Source organism: Actinosynnema sp. NPDC020468, from assembly GCF_040642015.1.
Taxonomy (GTDB): Bacteria; Actinomycetota; Actinomycetes; order Mycobacteriales; family Pseudonocardiaceae; genus Actinosynnema.
This window is the reverse complement of sequence record NZ_JBFAEO010000063.1, coordinates 1-18,769: the sequence shown is the minus strand read 5'-3', so window position 1 is coordinate 18,769 and position 18,769 is coordinate 1. Positions and strand designations below refer to the sequence as shown.

Here is an 18,769-nt window from a genome sequence, read left to right as displayed (position 1 = left end):
TCCTCCTAGGCGAGTTCGATGGTGGGCAGGTCGACCGCGCTGGCGCCCGCGTCCGCGGTCACCACGGCGCCGCTGACGATGGCGGAGTCCGACGAGGCGAGGAACGCGATCACGTTCGCGATCTCGTCGGCGGTGCCGGGCCTGCCCAGCGGGGTGTTCTCGGTGACCAGGTCGTAGGCCTGCTCCCGGGTCAGGCCCCGGGACTCGCCGAACCGGTCCATCTGCTCGTCGGCCATCGCCGTGCGCACCCAGCCGGGGCACACCGCGTTGGCCCGCACGCCGTGCTTGCCGTAGTCGCGGGCGATGGAGCGGGTCACGCCGATCAGCGCGTGCTTGGTGGCGGTGTAGCCGAGCACCTCCGGACCGGCGAACAGGCCGGCGAGCGAGGACACCAGCACGACCGAGCCGCCGCCGTTCACCAGACCGGGCAGCGCGGCCCGGATGGTGACGAACGCGCTGGTCAGGTTCGCGTCGAGGGCCTGGCGCCAGCCGGCGTCGGTGGTGTCGCCCGCCGCGCCGAGCCCGTGCCCGCCCGCGTTGGCCACGATCACGTCGACCCGACCGAAGTGGGCGGTGGCCTGCTCGACCACCGCCCCCATCGCGGCGCTGTCCGAGGCGTCGGCCGGCAGCACCAGGGCTGACGTACCGAGCTGCTCGGCGACCTCGTACAGCGGCACGGGCCGGCGGCCCACGAGCACGACCTTCCCGCCCTCGGCGACGACGCGGCGCGCGGTGGCCGCTCCGATGCCGGTGCCGGCGCCGGTGATCAGGGCGACCCGGTCGGTGAACCTCATGCGTTGTCTCCAATGGTGGCGAGGACGGTCTCGGCGACCTCGTGCGGATCGGGGGAGCAGTGCGCTTGCACGGCGTGCACCCGCACGCCCAGCGGTGCGGCCTCCTTGGCGACCAGGTCGACCAGTGCGGTGATGCCGGCCGCCGCGGTGTGGTGGGGCAGGTGCGGACAGCCCGCGGCCACCGCGACGATCACTCCGCCGCGGATGACCCGCAACCCCGCCCGCACGCTGTAGAACACGGAGTCCAAGCGGGACCCGAGGGAGTCGTGCCACCCCTGGTCGTCCACTTCGAACACCGACCCGGTCGGACACGGTCCCCACGGCGTCGCGGTGACCAGCACGTCCAACCGTCCGTAGTGCTCGACGACGGCATCCACCCCGTGGTCCAGCTGGGCCGGGTCACTCGCGTCCGCGCGCACCGCCATGCCGCACCTCAGGTCTCCGCCGACCAGCTCCACCGCGGTGGAGTCGTCGTCCAGCACGGCGACCCGGGCGCCGCCGGCGTCGAGCCGTCGTGCCACCGCCGCGCCGACACCGGCACCCGCCCAGGTGACCAGCGCGACCTTGCCGTCGAAAGCCATGCGGCGGACGGTAGATCGCGGGCGCGCCCCGAGCCGAGAGTTGCGCGGCCAAGGGTGCGCCCGCGGTCAACCGCTGTACGCCGTCGGGCAACTCCGCCACCGGGCCGCGAAACGCGTCCGGAGGCGGGCCGACCCGCCCGATTCGTTCGTCAACCCCGCCGACGGGGCGGAGTTCCGCCACCGCGGTCCGCTCGCGCCGCCACCGGGGTTCCGGCACGCGTGGACCGCCGCGCGGACGTCCGGTCGCGCGGCGCTCGTGACGTTTCCCGGGCCGGAGGGCCGAAGCTCTGCCGCCCGCTGTCCGGTGGCGCCGTGCCCGTGACGTTTCCCGGGCTGGAGGGCTGAAAGCTCCGCCGTCCGATGTCCGGTCGCGCCCGTGACGTTCCCGGGCGTGAACCGAGGCTCTGCCGCCGGACACCGCCGACACCGCCGGTGTTCCGGCACGCGCACCACTGGTCGCGCGTGCCGGAACACGGTCGCGGTCAGGCTCCGAAGCGCGGGGGCTTCAGGTCGCCGACGGCGGTGTGGATGGCGCGCAGGTCGCTGTAGAAGTCGATGCTGTGCGCACCGCCCTCACGGCCGACGCCGCTGGCCTTGATGCCGCCGAACGGGGTGCGGAGGTCGCGCACGTTGTGCGAGTTGATCCACACCATGCCCGACTGGATGGCCCGCGCCACGCGGTGGCCGCGCTGGAGGTTGCCGGTCCACACGTAGGCCGCCAGGCCGTACTTGGTGGCGTTGGCGAGGGCGACGCCCTCCTCCTCGGTCTCGAACGGCGTCACGCAGACGACCGGGCCGAAGATCTCCTCCTGGAACACCCGCGCGTCCGGCGACACGTCGGCGAACACGGTGGGGGAGAGGAAGTTGCCCTCGGTCAGGTGGTCCGGACGGCTGCCGCCGGCGACGAGGCGGGCCTCGGACTTGCCGATCTCGACGTACTCCAGCACCCGGGCGTAGTGCTCGGGGTGGATCAGCGCGCCGACCTCGGTGGTCGGGTCGCTCGGCAGGCCCACCCGGACCGCCGACGCGCGGGCGGCCAGCGCGGCGACGAAGTCGTGGTAGATCTCCCGCTGGACGATGACCCGCGAGCTGGCCGTGCAGCGCTCGCCGTTGAGCGAGAAGACGCCGAACACGGCGGCGTCGACGGCGCGGTCGAAGTCGGCGTCGGCGAAGACCACCAGCGGCGACTTGCCGCCCAGCTCCATCGACACCTCCTTCAGGTTCTGCGCCGCGGTGCGCATGATGATCTGGCCCGTGCCGCTCTCGCCGGTGAAGGACAGGCGGGGCACGCCCGGGTGCTCGACCAGCGCGGCGCCCGCCGACTCGCCGATGCCGTGCACGAGGTTGAACACGCCCTGCGGCACGCCCGCCTCGGCCATGATCTCGCCCAGCAGGCTCGCCGACAGCGGCGACCACTCGGCGGGCTTCAGCACGACCGTGCAGCCGGCCGCGAGGCTCGGGGCGAGCTTCCACGTCTCCAGCATGAACGGGGTGTTCCACGGCGTGATCAGGCCCGCGACGCCGGCCGGCTGGCGGATCGCGTAGTTGACCTGCTTGTCGCCCACGAGGTAGGCGTCCTCGTGCTGGGCCACGATCACGTCCGCGAAGTAGCGGAAGTTCTCGGCCGCGCGGTGCGCCTGGCCCTTGGCCTGGGTGATCGGCAGACCGGTGTCGAACGTCTCCAGCTCGGCCAGCCGGTCCGAGCGCGCCTCGATGGCGTCGGCGATGCGGACGAGCACGTTGGCCCGCTCGCGGTGCGACAGCCTGGGCCACGGGCCCTCGTTGAACGCGCGCGTGGCGGCGGCGACGGCCAGGTCGATGTCGGCCGGGCCGCCGGCGGCCACGCGGCCGTACTCGACGTTGGTGACCGGGTCGGCAACGCCGAAGGTCGCGCCGTCGACGGAGGGCACGTCCTTGCCGTCGATGTGGTGCAGCAGTTCCGTGGGGATGCTCATGGTGACTCCTGGGTGGTTCAGGCCGAAGCCGGGATCAGCAGGTCTTCGGCCTGGGCACGGAGGGCGTTGATGCGCTCGAGACCGGCCGGGGTCGGCTCGATCAGCGGCGGGCGGACGTAGCCGCTGGAGATGCGGCCGAGGTCGGCGAGGACGTGCTTGGCCGGCGCCGGGTTGGTCTCCACGAAGAGCAGGTCGACCAGCGGGTGCAGGCGGTAGTGCAGGTCGATGGCGGCCTCGTGGTCGCCCGCGACGTAGAGCTCGTACATCTTCGCGACGGCGGCCGGCGCGATGTTGGCCAGCGCGCTGACGAAGCCGCGGCCGCCGATCGCCAGCAGCGGCAGGCACAGCAGCTCGATGCCGGACCACATCAGGAAGTCACGGCCGCACTGGTGCAGCACGTGCGAGAAGTGCTCGAAGTCCTTGGTGGTCTCCTTGATGCCCACGATGTTGTCGTGCGCACGGCGGAGCTTGGCGACGGTGCTCGGCGCGATGTCCACGGCGGTGCGCGAGGGCACGTTGTAGATCACGATCGGCAGGTCGGGGAACTCCCGCGCGACCGCGCCGTACCAGGCGATCAGACCCTCCTGGGTCGGCCGGCTGTAGTACGGCGTGATGACCAGCGCGAGGTCGGCGCCGAGCTTGCTCGCGGCCTCGGTCAGCTCGAACGTGTGCTCCAGCGTCGCCGCGCCGGTGCCCGGCAGGAACGGGATCTCGTCGTTCAGCTCCTCGGCCACGACCTTCATCGCGGTGATGCGCTCTTCGACCGACTGCGCGCTGGGCTCGCCGGTGGAGCCGCCGATGGAGACGCCGTGCGAGCCGGACTCCTTCTGCCAGCGCACCAGCGCGCGCAGGCTCTCGGTGTCCAGTTCGCCGGTGGCGGTGAACGGGGTGACCACGGGCGCGATCGAGCCGCGGATGGTCGTCGGGTCGGAACGGAACTTCATGACGGGAACTCCCCTGGGAGCGGGGCCACGGACTTCGAATCCACGGCTCGGAGGGTGTTGAGCTTGTGGTCGCGGGCGTGCCGCTCCACGACCTCGGCGGGCGCGCCGGCCCGGAGCAGCCGGAGCAGCTCCGAGTGTTCGGCCACGGACTCTTCCGCGCGACCGGGCACGATGCTGAACGTGGTGCGACGGGTGAAGTCCAGCCGCGACCACTCGATGGTGATCAGTTCACGCAGCCGCGGGTTGGGGCACGCACCGCACAGCAGCAGGTGGAACTCGCGGTTGAGGCGGGTGAACCCGAGCGGGTCGAACCGCTCCAGGCTTTCCCGCATCAGCGCGTTGAGGTGCTCGGCCCGGTTCAGCACCTGGTCGGTGATCACGGCCGTGGCGACCGCGTGACCTTCCAGCAGGGCGAGCGCCTCCATGCAGTGCCGGTAGTCGTCGTGCGCGAAGTCGGCCACCTGCGCGCCGACGTTCGGCTCGAACACCACCCAGCCCTCGGCCTGGAGCCGCCGCACCGCCTCGCGGACCGGGACCGGGCTGACCCCGAGCTCGCGGGCGATGCGGTCGAACACCAGGCGGGCGCCGGGGCCGTAGCGGCCCTCGACGATCCGTTCCTTCAGCGTGTCGTACGCGTACTGGGTCTTGGACCGGACCGGGGCCGCGGTCACGTGGCCCAGTCCTCGTACTCGGCGCGCTTGGCCTTGCCCAGCGGGTACAGGCCGTCGATCGACTCGCCCGCCTCGACGCGCTCGAGGATGAACTTCTCCTCGTGCTCCTGCTGGGCCGAGTCGCGGGCGACCTCGTCCACGATCGACGGCGGGATCAGGATCACGCCCTCGCCGTCACCCACCAGGATGTCGCCCGGTCGGACCAGGACGCCGGCGCACGCGACGTCGACGCCGACCTCCCAGGGCACGTGCTTGCGCCCGAGGACGGCCGCGTGCGCGCCCGCCGCGTAGGACGGGAGCTCGATCTCGGAGAACGCCGGGCTGTCCCGGAAGCAGCCGTCCGACACCACGCCGGCCGCGCCGCGCTTGATCAGCCGCGCCGCCAGGATGTCGCCGAGCGTGCCCGCCTCGTGGTCGTCGCGGGCGTCGATGACCAGGATCTGGCCCGGCCCGATCGACTCGACGGCGCGCTTCTGCGCGTTCATGCCGTTGCCGCGCTCGGTGAACTGGTCCTCGCGCAGCGGCAGGAAGCGCAGCGTGTGCGCGACGCCGACCATCTTCAGGTCCGGCCGGAACGGCTTGAGACCGGTGAAGAAGGTGTGGTGGATGCCGCGCTTGCGCAGCTGGCTGTAGATCGTGGCGGTGCAGACCTGCTGGAGCAGCTTCTCGGTCTCCGGCTTGATCGCCGGCACCTCGCCGCCGACCGCCGCCGACTTGTCCGCCGCGGTGACCTTCGGCCGCGCGCCGGGCTTGGGCAGCTCCTCGTCGGCCTCCACGATCACGTTGCGCAGGCGCTCGAAGTCGTTGATACCGACCTCGATCACGTCACCCGGCTCGCAGGTGGTCGCGCCCGTGGGGGTGCCGGTGAGGATGATGTCGCCCGGCTCCAGCGTGATCGTCCGCGACAGGTCCGCGATCAGGTAGGCGAAGTCGAACAGCAGGTCGGAGGTGTTGTCGTCCTGCACGACCTCGCCGTTGACCCACGTGCGCAGCCGCAGGTCGCCCAGGTCCACCTCGGCGGGGTCGATGGCCCGACCCACCGGGGTGTACCCGTCCGCGCCCTTGCTGCGCAGGTTGGACCCGCGGTCGGCGTAGCGCAGGTCGTGCACGCCGAAGTCGTTCGCCGGCGCGATGGCCGCGATGTACTCGTGGGCGTCCGCGCGGGAGACGTTCTTGGCGAAGCGGCCGATGATCACCGCGATCTCGCCCTCGAACGCCGACAGCTCGGTGCCCTGCGGCCGGACCAACTCGGTGTCCGACCAGGTGAGCGACGACGGCGGCTTGAGGAAGTAGGACGGCTCCTCGGGGAACCGCCCGCGCTCGGCGGCGCGGCTGCGGAAGTTGAGGTGGACCGCGATGATCTTCGTCGGCCGGAGGCCGAGGGGGTGGCTCATGAGTGCAACCGATCGGGAACGGGGAAATCGACGATGACCTGTCCGGTGCCGCTGGACGGGAAGTAGTCGCACAACTGCTCGCCGTGACCGTCGTAGGAGTCCCAGCCGAGGATGCCGAACAGCATCCCGGTGTCGGCCATCGCGGCCTCGCCGGTGCAGCGCTGGTTGTACGCGGGCAGCGCGGCCAGGAACTCCGCGATGCGGCCCTCGCGCCACTGGTCGAGGACCATGCGGTCGGTCTGCTCGTTGTACGGGTTGCTGATGGTGTTCAGGTAGTTCGAGGAGATCTCGTTCGGCGGGAACTGGTGGGACAGGGACCCGCTCGCCAGGAACGCGATCTTGCGGTCGGAGCGCAGCGCGGCGCGGGCGATGGCCTCGCCGACCCGGCGGTTCTCGTCGATCGTCGAGTAGATGTTGCACCCGATCGGGACGATCCGCAGCGGCTTCTCCACGTCGCGGTTCATGAAGTGCATCGGCACCAGCGTCGCGTACTCGAGACCGAGGTCGCGGACGTCGTGCACCATGGCCTTCTGGCCGCCGGCCTGGATCTCCTCGCCGATCAGCTGCGCGAGTTCCGGGTCGCCGGGGTAGTCGTACTCGAGGTCCGCGATGAAGTGCGGCAGCTCGTGGGACGCGTAGCTGCCGTGGTGCCTGGCCTTCCCGTTCAGGTGGAAGCCCATGCTGTTCATCCAGTGCGAGTCCGCTACCACGAAGGTGTCGGCGCCGAGGGCACGCGCCCGACGACCGATCTCGGCCAGGCCGAGCTCGGCGGGCTTGCGGATGCCGTGGTGCTTGCCCTCCTGGATGGACAGCCAGATCGACGGCACGTGCGTGATCTTCGCGGCCAGCACTACCTCACCCATGGTCACCTCCACATAGGGGATCGTGTAGCGGATCGCATACGATCCGAGCACCGACGCGTCTTCGCGGTCGGCATCACAGGTTTAACAAAGCGGGGGCGGAGTACCGTTGACCTGAGACGCACGGCGGTTGTCCCGGAGTGCACCGAGTGCCCGCACACTCACGGGTTGGCAACAACCCTTGACTCTTCACCCGTTCGCGGGAAACGCTGCCAGTCACCCAGTGTCACGTCGGGTGCAGGATAGGAGGACGGCGATGTCCTACGCGCTGACCACCGCGGGAGTTCCCGCGGCCCAGCAGTTCGACCTGTGGGAATCCGCGGTGTCGCAGACGTTCGTGCCCCTGGAGGCGACGGCCGGCGAGCGATCCGCGTTCCGGGGTCGGCTGCGCGGGCAGAACCTGGGCAGCGTCGCGGTGTACGAGGCGTCCGCGGACGCGCACACCGTGCGACGGACCAACCGCGCCATCGCCAAGTCCACTCCCGACTACTACAAGCTGTCGCTCCAGCTGCACGGCACCGCGAAGCTCAGCCAAGACGGCAGGCAGGCCGCGCTGCGCCCCGGCGACTTCGCCATCTACGACACCACGCGTCCGTACTCGCTCGCGTTCGACGACGTGTCGTCCACTTTGGTGCTGATGTTCCCGCGCGCGATGCTGTGCCTGCCGGGCAACCAGGTGGAGAAGCTGACCGCGATCCGGTTCGTCGGCGGCCAGGGCGTCTCCGGCATCGTGTCCACCACGCTCGTGCAGCTGGCGCGCAACATGGACGACCCCCAGGTGCACGGCAGCGTCCGGCTGGCGCGCAACGTGGTCGACCTGCTCGGCACCGCGCTCGCCGACCAGGTGGACTACGCCGACGTGCCGGCCGAGAGCACCCGCGCGGCGATGCTGGTGAAGATCAAGTCCTATGTGGAGACGCACCTGGAGGACCCGGAGCTGTCCCCGGGCGACATCGCGGCGGCGCACCACATCTCCACCCGGTACCTGCACAAGCTGTTCAGCGAGGCGGGGACCACGGTGTCCGCGTGGATCCGGCACCGGCGGCTGGAGCGCTGCGGCCAGGACCTCGCCGACCCGGCCAAGCACCAGTTGGCCATCGGCGTCATCGGCGCCCGCTGGGGTCTGGTCGACGCCTCCTACCTGAGCCGGGCGTTCAAGACCGAGTACGGGCTGTCGCCCTCCGAGTACCGCATGCGCAGCTTCGAGAGCCGGGCGAGCCTGGAGCCACGGGCGCACTGAGCGTCAACGGGTGTGCGCGCGGATTCAATCCTCGCGACACCCCGGCATCCGACACTTGCTCTCGTTCTGCCAGTGGAGGGGAGCCGACATGCGCTCGACAGGTCTTTACATCGACGGCCGGTGGGTCCGCGCTGACGAGGAGTTCACCAGCTACGACCCCGCGGACGGCACGTCGTTGGCCGTGTGCGCGTCGGCTTCGGTCGCGGACGTGGACGCCGCGGTGTCCGCCGCGCGCGGCGCGTTCGCGTCGTGGTCCGCGACACCCGGATCCGCCCGCGGCGCGCTGCTGTGGAAGCTCGCGGACCTGATCGAGGCCAACGCCGAGGAACTGGCGCTGCTGGAGACCCGCGACCAGGGCCAGCCGCTGCCGATCTCGCGCAACGTGTCCGTGGCGGGCGCGGCGGCGCACTTCCGGTACTACGCGGGCTGGGCCGACAAGCTGACCGGCGCGGTCAACTCCGTCGCGTTCCCGAACACGCTCCAGTTCGACCGCCGGGTCCCGGTGGGCGTGTGCGCGCTGATCGCGCCGTGGAACTTCCCGCTGATGATCATGGCGTGGAAGCTGGCGCCCGCGCTGGCCTGCGGCAACACCACCGTGCTCAAGCCTGCCGAGCAGACCTCGCTGACCACCGTCCGGCTGGTCGAGCTGTGCGTCGAGGCCGGGTTCCCGGCCGGTGTGGTCAACCTGGTCACCGGCGGTCCGGAAACCGGCGCGGCGCTGGTGAAGCACCCCGGCGTGGACAAGGTGTCGTTCACCGGCTCGACCGAGGTCGGCCGCTCGATCCTCACCGCCTCCGTCGCCGACCTCAAGCGGGTGACGCTCGAGCTGGGCGGCAAGACCCCGGTGATCGTGGCCCGCGAGGCCGACATCGACGCGGCCGTCGCCGGCACCGTCATGGGCGGTCTGCTCAACTCCGGCCAGGTCTGCGCCGCCTACGCGCGGGTCTACGTCGACTCGCAGCGCCGCGACGAGTTCGCCACGAAGCTCGCCAAGGCCGTGTCCGCGCTCAAGCTCGGCCCGGGCGTCGAGGACACGACCGACCTCGGCCCGCTGGTGACCTCCGAGCACCGCGACCGGGTGGACGGCTTCGTGCGCGGCGCGGTCGACGCGGGCGCGTCGCTGCTGGCCGGCGGCTCGGCCGTGGACGGTCCGGGCAACTTCTACCGCCCGACGGTCTTCTGCGACGTCAAGGACGACATGGAGATCGCCCGCGAGGAGGTCTTCGGCCCGGTCCTCGCGGTGCTCGACTACGACAACGAGGACGAGCTCCTCTTCCGGGTGAACGACTCGCCGTACGGCCTCGGCGCCTCCGTGTGGAGCGAGGACGTGCGCAGCGCCCACCGGCTCGCCGACGGCATCCGGTCCGGCGCGGTGTTCGTGAACATGCCGTGCATCCCCGACGCGGCCGCGCCGTGGGGCGGCTTCCGGTCCAGCGGCTACGGCCGCGAGATGGGCCCGTACGCCCTGGAGGCGTACACCGAGGTGAAGGGCACCTGGATCCACCACGGCCCGAAGGGCTGACCTCGGAGTCACCGTGCGTGTCGCGGCCCCCCTGTTTTCGCTACCTTGGTCCGGAGTACCGGTGGCGTCGGCAGGGGGGCCGTGATCGATCCGTTGACGACGGTGCTGGGTGCGACCTTCTCCGCACTGCACCAGTGGGCGTTGGGCAAGCTCGTGGACGGCGCGCTGTCGCGGCGCGGGCAGCGGCTCGGCTCGGTCGAGCGGCAGGTGGCGGCCGCGGCCGCGGACCTCGCGGAGTTGCGCGCGGCCGAGTTCCCGGCGTTGACCGACGCGGACTGGGAGGCGGTCGTCGGCGAGGTCGCGACGACCCTGCTGGCCGCGTCGATCGGGCGGGTGGCCCAGCTGGAACCCCAGGTCGTGGTGGACGCCGCGACGTTGCGCGCCCGGTTGCGCCCGGCGCCGGACGCGGGGCTCGGCGAAGCCGCCGGCCAGGCCTACCGGCGGCTGCTGCACGAGACGTGCGAGCAGATCGCGCAGCAGGCGCGCCAGGTGGACAGCATCTGGCGGTCGGCGGTGGCGCGCGGCGGGGTCGACCTGGCCGACGGGCTGCGGCGGTCGCTGGACGGGCTGCACGGGCTCAAGCTGTCGGTCACCGACCTGGCCGAGGCGCCGGTGCGCCGGGACCGGGACGAGCGGTCCCGCTTCGAGCGCCGCTACCTGGCCGAGGTGTCCCGGGCGTTCGCCCGGTTCGAGCTGTTCCAGGCGGGCGGCCAGATCGGCGGGCCCGCCAAGCACGACTTCGGCACGTTCTACTCGCCGCCGTCCATCGACCGCTGGCAGCGCCGCTCGGACGTGGAGCTGACCGGTCAGGGCGTGAACGGCGCGCACACCGTGACGGCCGCGCGCCGGGTGCTGCTGTTCGGCCGCGCCGGCGCGGGCAAGACGACGTTCCTGCACTGGCTCGCACACGTGACTGCGCAGGCGGGCAGGCAGCCCGACCCGGACAGCGCGTGGCGCGACGTGGTGCCGTTCTTCGTGCCGCTGCGCCAGTACGCGGACCGCGACCTGCCGCTGGCCGAGGACCTCGTCCAGGCGACCGCGCCCGCACTGGCGGGTGAGAAGCCCGAGCGCTGGGTGACCGGCCTGCTCGCCGAGGGCCGCGCGCTGCTGCTCGTGGACGGCGTGGACGAACTGCTCCGCGAGGGTCGCGACCGGGCCCGCACCTGGCTCGAGGGCCTGGTGCGCAACTACCCGGACGCCTGGTACGTGGTGACCACCCGGCCGTCGGCGGTGGACGAGACGTGGCTCGCGCCGACCGAGGACGGCGAGCCGGGGTTGGCCCGGTTCGAGCTGATGCCGTTGAGCGGGCCGGGCGTGCAGGACCTGGTGGGCAACTGGTTCGGCGCGGTGCGGCAGAACGAGCCCGAGTCCGCGCACGACTGGCTGCGGCGGTGCGAGCACAAGCTCAAGGACGCGTTGCAGAACCGACCCGACGTGCTGAAGCTGGTGTCGAGCCCGCTGCTGTGCTCACTGCTGTGCGCGCTGTACCGGCGGGAGAACATGTACCTGCCGCACAGCCGCAAGGACCTGCTCGGCCGGGCGCTGGAACTGCTGCTCGGCGAGTGGGACGTGCGCCGGGGCGTGCCGGTCGACGCCGCGCTGCGGATGACCGGCAACGAGAAGGTCGTGCTGCTGGAGCGGTTCGCCGCGCCCATGGTGCGCAACGGCGAGCACGTGGTGACCGAGGCGGCCGCCCGGCGCCGGATCGAGCGCGCGATGACCGGCCTGCGGTCGACCGACCTCGACCCGCCGGAGGTGCTGCGGCACCTGGTCGAGCGCACCGGCCTGCTGCGCGACGACGAGGGCGACGGCGGGATCCGGTTCGTCCACCGGATCTTCCGGGACTTCCTCGCGGCGGGCGAGTTCGTGAAGTCCGGCGACCTGGCCTACCTCGTGGAGAACGCGCACGACGCGGCCAAGGAGCTGGACGAGGTGATCTTCATGGCCGCCGCCCAGGCCCGCGCGCACGAGGCGGGCGACCTGCTGCACGGGTTGCTCGAACGCGCCCGCAGGCGGTCGCTGCCGACCGCGCAGGCCCACCGGCTTCGGCTGCTCGCCGCCGCCTCGCTGGGCTACGTCGACGTGATCGAGCCCGAACGGGTGCGCGCGGACGTGGTCGACACGGTTCGCGACCTCGTGCCGCCGCGCGGGTACGACGACGCCGAGCTGCTGGCCAGGGCGGGCTCCTTCGTGCCGGAACTGCTGCCCGACCCGGTGGCGCTGGCCGAGCAGGCCGAGCTGACCGGTGCCGACCCGGCGGAGCTCGCCCGGTACGTGATCCGGACGCTGGCCGTGGTCGGCGACTGGGGTTCGATCCAGCCCTTCACCAGGGCCTACGGCGCGGCGGTCACCAACGAGCTGCTGCGGGCGTGGCGCAACACGGAGTACTCCGACACCTACGCCGCGGAGAACCTCGGCCTGGTGGACTTCGGCGACCGCGAGCTGGAGGTGCACCGCTGGCACATGCTGTGCGGGCTGCGGCACCTGCGCACGCTGACCAGGGTGGTGCTGGTGGGCGACCTCCAACTCGCCGACCCGCGCGCCGGCCTGCGCCCGCTGGCCGACCTGCCGCGGCTGACCCGGCTGGAGATCCGCTCGAACCAGGTGTGCCGGTCGCTCGACGGGCTGCTCGGCACCGAGAGCCTGCGCACGGTGGTGCTGTCGGTGTTCAGCGCCCTGGAGGACCTGTCCGCGCTGGCCAGGCTGCCGGTGACCACGCTGAACCTGGTCGGCGTCCCGTTCCCGGGCGGCCCGGTCGCGAAGCTCGCCACGTTGGACGGCGCGCACCTGACCAGCCTGACCGTGAAGCACCCGGACCTGGCGCACGGCCTGCACACGCTGCCCGCGTCGCTGCCGCTGGAGCACCTGTCGCTCAAGTCGCGGTCGAACTCGGTCGAGGGCGTGTCCCGGTTCCCGGCGCTGCGGACCGTGTCGGTGCTCGGCGGCCTGACCCCGGCGGAGGCCGAGGAGCTGGCCGGCCTGCCGAACCTGGAGAGCGTGCGGCTGGACGTGACGGCGGCCGACTTCGACCCGTCCGCGCTGGAGGTGCTGGCGGAGGTGGACGTGGTGGTGAAGGGCGCGGTCGCCGGCACGCTGCCGCCCCGCGTCCGGGTCGACGGCTGAGACCGCGCCCTCCACCACCCGCCCTCACCTGAGCGCGCTGTAGAGGCTCGTGCCGATGGACCGGCCACGTCCGGCGATCGCGAGCAGCACCTCGAGGTGTCGCCCGACCTGCCCGCTCCGGTGCCGCACTTCGTCCAGCGTGTGGCTGTGCGCGTCCGTCAGCTGCCGGACACCGAGCCGGACGAGCCGGGTGCGGTCGATGTCGTTGCGCGCCCGTTGGGCCTCGTTCCGCGACTCGTTCGCCGAGTCCACCGCCGCCTCGGTCGCCCGTGCCCGCCTGCGGGCCCATTCCGCGACGGCCGGAGCGTCGACGGCGATCGCCACCAGCGTGCCCGCGAGGTCGACGGCCAGGGCCGAGAGCGCCGCGAAGCAGCGGAGGGCGCCGTCCGAGTCGGTCACGTGGACGGTCGGGGCCTCCTCGTCGAGTCCGCTCGGGAGTCGGTCGGTGCTCCGGTTCCAGGTCGAGTCCTGGGAGTAGCGGTACCGGCCGTCGGTGTGGTCCAGTCGCCGGAACCACCGGACGCCGCCGCCGTCGGGCGACCGGACGTCGACATCCCGGTCGATGGTCGTGCCGGTGTCCCACAGGATCCAGGCCATGGTGTCGTTCCTTCCTTCCTCAGTGGACTCAAGGGCCGGCCGCCGCCGGTCGGGGGCCGGCGGCGGCCGGGTCCCGTGGTGTGGTCAGGCGGCCTTCGGCGCGTCGACGGACCCGAACGTCCAGGTGTTGTCCGGGTTGAGGGTCACGGTCAGCTCGGTGACGCCGCCGGCGAACTCGAGCTCCTGGTAGGTGGTGGCGCTGGAGCCGTCGACCATCTGGCCCTGCACGTAGTTGCCCGCGTCGATGAAGTAGGTCGGGTGCAGGGTGAACGTCTGGGTCAGGTTCGGACCCGCGTTCGTCACGCAGGCGACGTTCCCGTCGAGGGTGACGCCGATCGAGCTGGGCTTCACGCTGCGCAGCGGCACCTTGCCGGTGTCGGTCACGGTCAGCGTGTCGCCGGTCGGCGTGCCGGGCACGAAGTCCAGCGTGAAGTCGCCGTCGTAGTCGAGTCGCGCGGCGCTCTTGGCCGTCGAGTTCGGATCGGCGGTCAGCTCGTTGCCCGCCGTCCACCGGACGCCCTTGCCGATGCCCTGCGCCGACCACGCGAGACCCCACGCGACGTCCCAGGTGAACGAGTAGCGGTTGCCGGTGTCGACCTGCTGGGTCAACCAGGCGGTGTGCAGGGAGTCGTAGTCGCTCGTCTGGGGCAGCTTCGCGAACAGCGCGAAGATGGGCCGGTCCAGTTCGGACTTGTTGATCACGTTGAGCTTGTACGAGGTCATGGTGTCGCCTTTCGGATTTCCCGGACCGCGTCGGATCCGGGTTCTGGCGCGGCGCGAATTCCGCGCCGTCGCGGACGAATCGGGTCGGGTCACGGCGTGTGCTCCCACCCGTTCGTCACCTGCTGTGGTGCTCTCGGAACCGCAGGTGACGACACGGACAATGCTGGTCGCCGCGCCGGGCGTCCTTCAACGGGCCGGGGGAGGAATCCGGAGGACTACGACCGCAGGACGAATTCCGGCTGACGGCGGACATCCCGGGAAGGGTGCCGTTCCGACTCCAGGACGCCCTTCGCGGCGGGGTCGCCCGATTCGCCGTCGGACCGGGGTCGGGAATCGGATCGGGGCCGGTATTCGACAACCGGGAGGGAACGTTGCACCACCAGCACGAGTACCTGTCGAGGATCCAGGTCCAACGGGAGCTGGGGTTGTCCGCCCGCCATGTCGCCGAGCTGATCGCGAGCAGGCGACTGCCCGCGTTCCGCGTACTGGGGCGCTGGCGGATCGAACGGGTGATGCTGGACCGGCTGGTCGAGGAGCTCTACGACGAGTCGGCCGACGCGGTTCGCGCTTTGACGACCCTGCCGGACGACGCCCCGGCGGACCCGGCCGCCGAGCCGGCGTGCGAACCCGCCGCGGAGGATCACGCCGTCCCGCTGCCGAGAGCCGGCCGGCAGGAGTTCCCGGCCGGGTTGACCGAGCAGCAGCGGCGGATCGTCCGGCTCATCGGCGAGGGCATGTCCAACGCGGAGATCGCGGCCGACCTCTTCGTGGAGATCAGCACGGTCAAGAGCCACGTGTCGCGGATCCTGCAACGCTGCGCGCTGCGCGACCGGGAGCAGCTGATCGTGACCGCCTGGAGGTCGGGCCTCATGGGCCACGACCGGGAGCGGTCGAGGTCGGTCGCCGAGGAGTGACGCCACGCGGGCGTCGCCCGGCCGGGGAGGTCCGTCCCGCCGTCCACTCCGGACGGCGGCACGGCGCGGGTGATCGAGGTGTGCCTGGACCGGTGGCTCGGCTCCGGCCTGAGGCGGGGGTGTTCGCCACCGCGCGCGGTGGGGGCGGGGTTCGCGGTCGGGCGGGGTCGGTGGCCGCGGGGTGTCCGGCGGTCGGCTCGGGGTGGCTCCGGGCGGGAGGGTGCCGCCACCGCGGGATCGGGTCGGTTCGGGACGCCGGCGCGGCGCGCGCGGTCGCTACAGCCAGTTCGGGTCGGAGCCCCTGGTCAGGCGGGAGAGTTCGCCCATGCCGGCGGGGGAGGGGCGGAGGTAGCCCGCGCGGGCGGCCACGCCCGCCGCCTCGCCCCGGGACTGGCAGTCGAGCTTGCCCAGCAGGCGTTCGACGTAGGTCTCCACCGTGCGCCTGCTGACCACGAGGCTCTCCGCGATCGCCTGGTTGCTCAGGCCCGCCACCAGGCCCGTCGCGATGTCCAGCTCGCGGGCGGTCAACCCCGCCGGGTTCTCGAACGGGGTGCTCGCGGCCACCACGCCGCCGCGCGGGCCGTCCGACACCCTGATCAGCCGCACCCGGTACCAGCCGTCGCGCGACGGCCACAGGAACGGGACGGTGCGGACGCCCAGGGCGGCGAACGACTCCGCCAGCGCGCGCAGGCTCGGGTCGCCCGACAGCGGTGACGGGGTGCGGCCCGCGACCGCCGCGACCGTCGGCAGCAGCCAACTGGCCGTCCACTCCGGACCGAACCAGGCGTCGAACTTGGGGCAGTGCAACGGGTCCACCCGACGCGCGAGCGCCTGACCGACGGACTCGACGAAATCGCGGGTGTCCTCGTCGAACGCGGCGCGCACCGGCGCGTTCATGTGCAGCACGCCGACCACCTGACGCCGGCCGAGCTTGAGCGCCGCGGACAGGCCGTCCTCGAACCCGGCGGGCCGGAGCCGTTCCTGGTAGTGCGGCGACTCGCGGAAGTCGTGCTCGACCTCGTCGCTCATCAACAGCGGTCGCGCGGAGTCGAACAGCTGGCCGCCCCACCGGGTGCGCGGCAGTTCGTGCGCCAGTTCCTGGGAGATCGAGCGGTTGTAGCCGTCCTCGGCCATCACCACGAACCGGCGCGCCACCGGGTCCCAGCCCGCGATCTGGACCGCGCACATCTGCGGGAGCGCGCTGCGCAACCCGGCGAAGACCTCTTCCCACTCCACGTGCGCGCCACTGCCCAGGGCGGCGCCGATGCGCACCGCCGACGCCACGCGGGTGGTGTCCATCGACCGGGCCTCCTGGTGGGGGTAGATCGACAACTTACGACCACCGGGTGAGCCGGACAATAGGCGGGACCCGCAGCGCACGTCACAGTGCGCTGCGGGTCAAGCCGGGTGCTCTGCGCACCAAACTGTCAGTGACCGGTCGGATCCACCACGTCGCGGTCCAGCCACAGGTGGTCCACCGCGCGGCGCACCTCGAAGCCGCGCGACTGCGCCAACTCGACCGCCTTGAGGTTCTGCTCGAGCTGGGTCAGCCTGCTGGTGCCGAACAGCACCGTCGACACCACCGGGTCGGCCAGGCAGAACGCGATGGCCAGCTGCGCCGCGGTAGCGTCGAAGTCCTTCGCGATCACCGCGAGCTGCCGGCCCGCGTCGGCGATCTGGTCCCGGATGCCGCCCGGGTCGCGGCCGATCATCCGCTCGGGCGTGTAGTTGCCCGCGAGGATGCCGCCCTCCAGCACGTCGGACGCCTGGATGGTGATGCCCAGTTCGTCGACCAGCGACCGGAACGGCGCGCCGTCCGGAATGGACCGACGCACGACGCTGTACTTCAGCTGCGCCATCGACGGACCCGGCACGCCCTGCGCGCGGGCCGCCTCGTGCAGCGCCCGGATGTGGTCGACGGACCAGTTGTTGACGCCCCACGCGCCGAGCCTGCCGTCGGCGACCAGTTCGCCGAGCTGCTTGGTGAGCAGCTCGAGGTCCGGCTCGGTGCCGAACAGGTCGCCCAGCACGGCGTAGTCCGCGCGGTCCGTGCCGACCCGGAACAGCAGCCGGTCGAGCTGGTCGCCCATCGACTGCTGGGGGAAGCCGTTCACCCACAGCTTCACCGACAGCTTGTAGTCCTCCCGGGCCACGCCCGCGGCCTGGACGATCCGACCGAACAGCACGTCGGTGTAGGACTCGGGCACCGACTTGCCGTCGATGCTGAACCCGGCGTAGTAACCCACGTCGAACAGGTCGATGCCCTGGTCGACGGCGTGCCGGACCATGGCCACCGCGTCGTGGAACGACATCCGGTCGTAGATGTGCCACGAGCCCAGGGCCAGCACGCCGACCTCGGGACCGTCGACGCCGATCCGGCGCTTCGGGATTGTCATCATGCCTCCTTGAAAGCCGCGCGCAACGCGGACGCGGCAGTGGCGTGTGCTTCTGCGGACACGGAGAGCCGGTCGGCCAGCAGGGCGAAGAACCCGTGGATCTGACCCTCGTAGCGGATCAGTCGCACCGGCACGCCCGCGTCGAGCAGCCGGTGGGCGTAGTCCTCGCCCTCGTCGCGCAGAGGGTCGAATTCCGCGGTCATCACCGAGGCGGGTGCGACGCCCGAGAGGTCGTCGGCCGCGATCGGCGACAGGTAGGGGTCGGCGAGGTCGCGCGCCGACCGGGGGTACTGCTCGAAGAACCACTCCATGCTCTCACGGGTGAGGAAGTGGCCGGTGGCGAAGTCCACGTAGGACGGTCGGTCGCCCGGCGGCGCCAGCACCGGCGAGGCGAGCAGCTGGTGCCGGATCGCCGGCCCGCCGAGGTCGCGGGACTTGAGCGCCACCACGGCGGCCAGGTTCGCGCCCGCGCTCTCGCCCGCGACCGCGATCCGGCCGTCCACGCCCAGTTCGCCGCCGTGCGCCGCGACCCACTCCAGGGCCGCGTACGCGTCGTCGGCCGCGGCGGGGAAGCGGTGCTCGGGCGCGAGCCGGTAGTCCACCGACACGACGACCGCGCCGACCTCGTCGGCCAGCACGCGGCAGGTCGAGTCGTTCTCGTCCAGCGAGCCGAGGACCCAGCCACCGCCGTGGTACCAGACGACGACCGGGAACGGGCCGTCGCCCGCGGGCGTGTACACCCGGACGGGCAGTGCGCCCGCCGGGCCCGGGATGGTCCGGTCCACGACCGACGCGAGCGCGCGGGCGTCCGGCGACGGCCGCCAGGACGCGGCGAACCTCGCCCGGATCCCGGCCGGCGTGAGCCCCTCGTCCAGCGGGATGAGCCCGCCGGCCGCGTCGGTCGCCTTGATCACCGCCTCGGCCTCGGGGTGCAGCGGCATCCGAAGTCCTTTCGTGTCCGGTCCGCCGACCGGCGGAGGTGGGTCGTGCGTCGGCCCGGTGGGCGCCGTGCTCACCGGGCCGGGACGGGAGTCGGCCCGACCGGTCGCGCACCC

Annotated in this window: 16 protein-coding genes; 4 read left to right on the top strand and 12 right to left on the bottom strand. The window is 72.1% G+C overall.

Annotated elements, in window-relative coordinates:
* Positions 1–5: 5 nt before the first annotated feature.
* The 7 genes from AB0G50_RS31990 to hpaD form a co-directional block, all read right to left on the bottom strand.
* Positions 6–794 carry an SDR family oxidoreductase gene (locus AB0G50_RS31990; RefSeq protein ID WP_360116322.1) on the bottom strand — a complete coding sequence of 263 codons (789 nt, stop codon included), beginning with the start codon at positions 792–794 and terminating at the stop codon, positions 6–8.
* Entirely contained in the window at positions 791–1,375 is a 585-nt protein-coding gene (locus tag AB0G50_RS31985; RefSeq protein ID WP_360116319.1) for an SDR family oxidoreductase, read from the bottom strand. Before AB0G50_RS31985 ends, AB0G50_RS31990 begins: the two co-directional genes overlap by 4 nt.
* 482 nt (positions 1,376–1,857) lie before the next feature.
* Positions 1,858–3,330: a 5-carboxymethyl-2-hydroxymuconate semialdehyde dehydrogenase gene (hpaE, locus tag AB0G50_RS31980; RefSeq protein WP_360116316.1), complete on the bottom strand. Its 1,473-nt coding sequence runs from the start codon at positions 3,328–3,330 to the stop codon at positions 1,858–1,860.
* Positions 3,331–3,347: 17 nt separating this feature from the next.
* On the bottom strand, positions 3,348–4,274 hold the full coding sequence (gene dapA / locus AB0G50_RS31975; RefSeq protein WP_360116313.1) for a 4-hydroxy-tetrahydrodipicolinate synthase: 927 nt from the start codon (positions 4,272–4,274) through the stop codon (positions 3,348–3,350).
* Positions 4,271–4,945: a GntR family transcriptional regulator gene (locus tag AB0G50_RS31970; RefSeq protein ID WP_360116310.1), complete on the bottom strand. Its 675-nt coding sequence runs from the start codon at positions 4,943–4,945 to the stop codon at positions 4,271–4,273. The genes dapA and AB0G50_RS31970 overlap by 4 nt, the downstream gene beginning before the upstream one ends.
* Positions 4,942–6,339 (bottom strand): fumarylacetoacetate hydrolase family protein, encoded by a 1,398-nt coding sequence (locus AB0G50_RS31965; RefSeq protein WP_360116308.1) that lies wholly within the window; start codon positions 6,337–6,339, stop codon positions 4,942–4,944. The genes AB0G50_RS31970 and AB0G50_RS31965 overlap by 4 nt, the downstream gene beginning before the upstream one ends.
* Complete coding sequence (gene hpaD / locus AB0G50_RS31960; protein ID WP_360116305.1) at positions 6,336–7,202, bottom strand: 3,4-dihydroxyphenylacetate 2,3-dioxygenase; 867 nt, start codon at positions 7,200–7,202, stop codon at positions 6,336–6,338. The genes AB0G50_RS31965 and hpaD overlap by 4 nt, the downstream gene beginning before the upstream one ends.
* A 253-nt stretch (positions 7,203–7,455) precedes the next feature.
* Between hpaD and AB0G50_RS31955 the strand changes: the two genes are divergently transcribed.
* The 3 genes from AB0G50_RS31955 to AB0G50_RS31945 all read left to right on the top strand — a co-directional run bounded on the left by AB0G50_RS31955 (position 7,456) and on the right by AB0G50_RS31945 (position 13,084).
* Complete coding sequence (locus tag AB0G50_RS31955; protein WP_360116302.1) at positions 7,456–8,439, top strand: helix-turn-helix domain-containing protein; 984 nt, start codon at positions 7,456–7,458, stop codon at positions 8,437–8,439.
* 88 nt (positions 8,440–8,527) lie between these two features.
* Entirely contained in the window at positions 8,528–9,961 is a 1,434-nt protein-coding gene (locus AB0G50_RS31950; RefSeq protein WP_360116299.1) for an aldehyde dehydrogenase family protein, read from the top strand.
* A gap of 81 nt (positions 9,962–10,042) precedes the next feature.
* On the top strand, positions 10,043–13,084 hold the full coding sequence (locus AB0G50_RS31945; protein WP_360116296.1) for an NACHT domain-containing protein: 3,042 nt from the start codon (positions 10,043–10,045) through the stop codon (positions 13,082–13,084).
* 24 nt (positions 13,085–13,108) lie between these two features.
* On the opposite strand, the gene AB0G50_RS31940 is transcribed toward AB0G50_RS31945, so the two are convergent.
* Both AB0G50_RS31940 and AB0G50_RS31935 read right to left on the bottom strand, forming a co-directional pair.
* On the bottom strand, positions 13,109–13,681 hold the full coding sequence (locus tag AB0G50_RS31940) for a hypothetical protein (RefSeq protein ID WP_360116293.1): 573 nt from the start codon (positions 13,679–13,681) through the stop codon (positions 13,109–13,111).
* A gap of 84 nt (positions 13,682–13,765) precedes the next feature.
* Positions 13,766–14,404 carry a hypothetical protein gene (locus tag AB0G50_RS31935; RefSeq protein ID WP_360116290.1) on the bottom strand — a complete coding sequence of 213 codons (639 nt, stop codon included), beginning with the start codon at positions 14,402–14,404 and terminating at the stop codon, positions 13,766–13,768.
* 371 nt (positions 14,405–14,775) lie between these two features.
* Here AB0G50_RS31935 and AB0G50_RS31930 point away from each other — a divergent pair, with 371 nt between their 5' ends.
* Positions 14,776–15,318, top strand: a complete 543-nt coding sequence (locus AB0G50_RS31930; RefSeq protein ID WP_360116287.1) for a LuxR C-terminal-related transcriptional regulator — start codon at positions 14,776–14,778, stop codon at positions 15,316–15,318.
* Between the two features lie 276 nt (positions 15,319–15,594).
* Here AB0G50_RS31930 and AB0G50_RS31925 read toward each other — a convergent pair whose 3' ends face one another.
* From AB0G50_RS31925 to AB0G50_RS31915, 3 genes are all read right to left on the bottom strand, one after another.
* A complete protein-coding gene (locus tag AB0G50_RS31925; RefSeq protein ID WP_360116284.1) occupies positions 15,595–16,650 on the bottom strand; it encodes a helix-turn-helix transcriptional regulator in 1,056 nt (351 codons plus the stop codon).
* 95 nt (positions 16,651–16,745) lie between these two features.
* Entirely contained in the window at positions 16,746–17,714 is a 969-nt protein-coding gene (locus AB0G50_RS31920; RefSeq protein WP_360116281.1) for an aldo/keto reductase, read from the bottom strand.
* Positions 17,714–18,655, bottom strand: coding sequence for an alpha/beta hydrolase (locus AB0G50_RS31915; RefSeq protein ID WP_360116278.1), 942 nt, complete (start codon positions 18,653–18,655; stop codon positions 17,714–17,716). Before AB0G50_RS31915 ends, AB0G50_RS31920 begins: the two co-directional genes overlap by 1 nt.
* Positions 18,656–18,769: the final 114 nt, after the last annotated feature.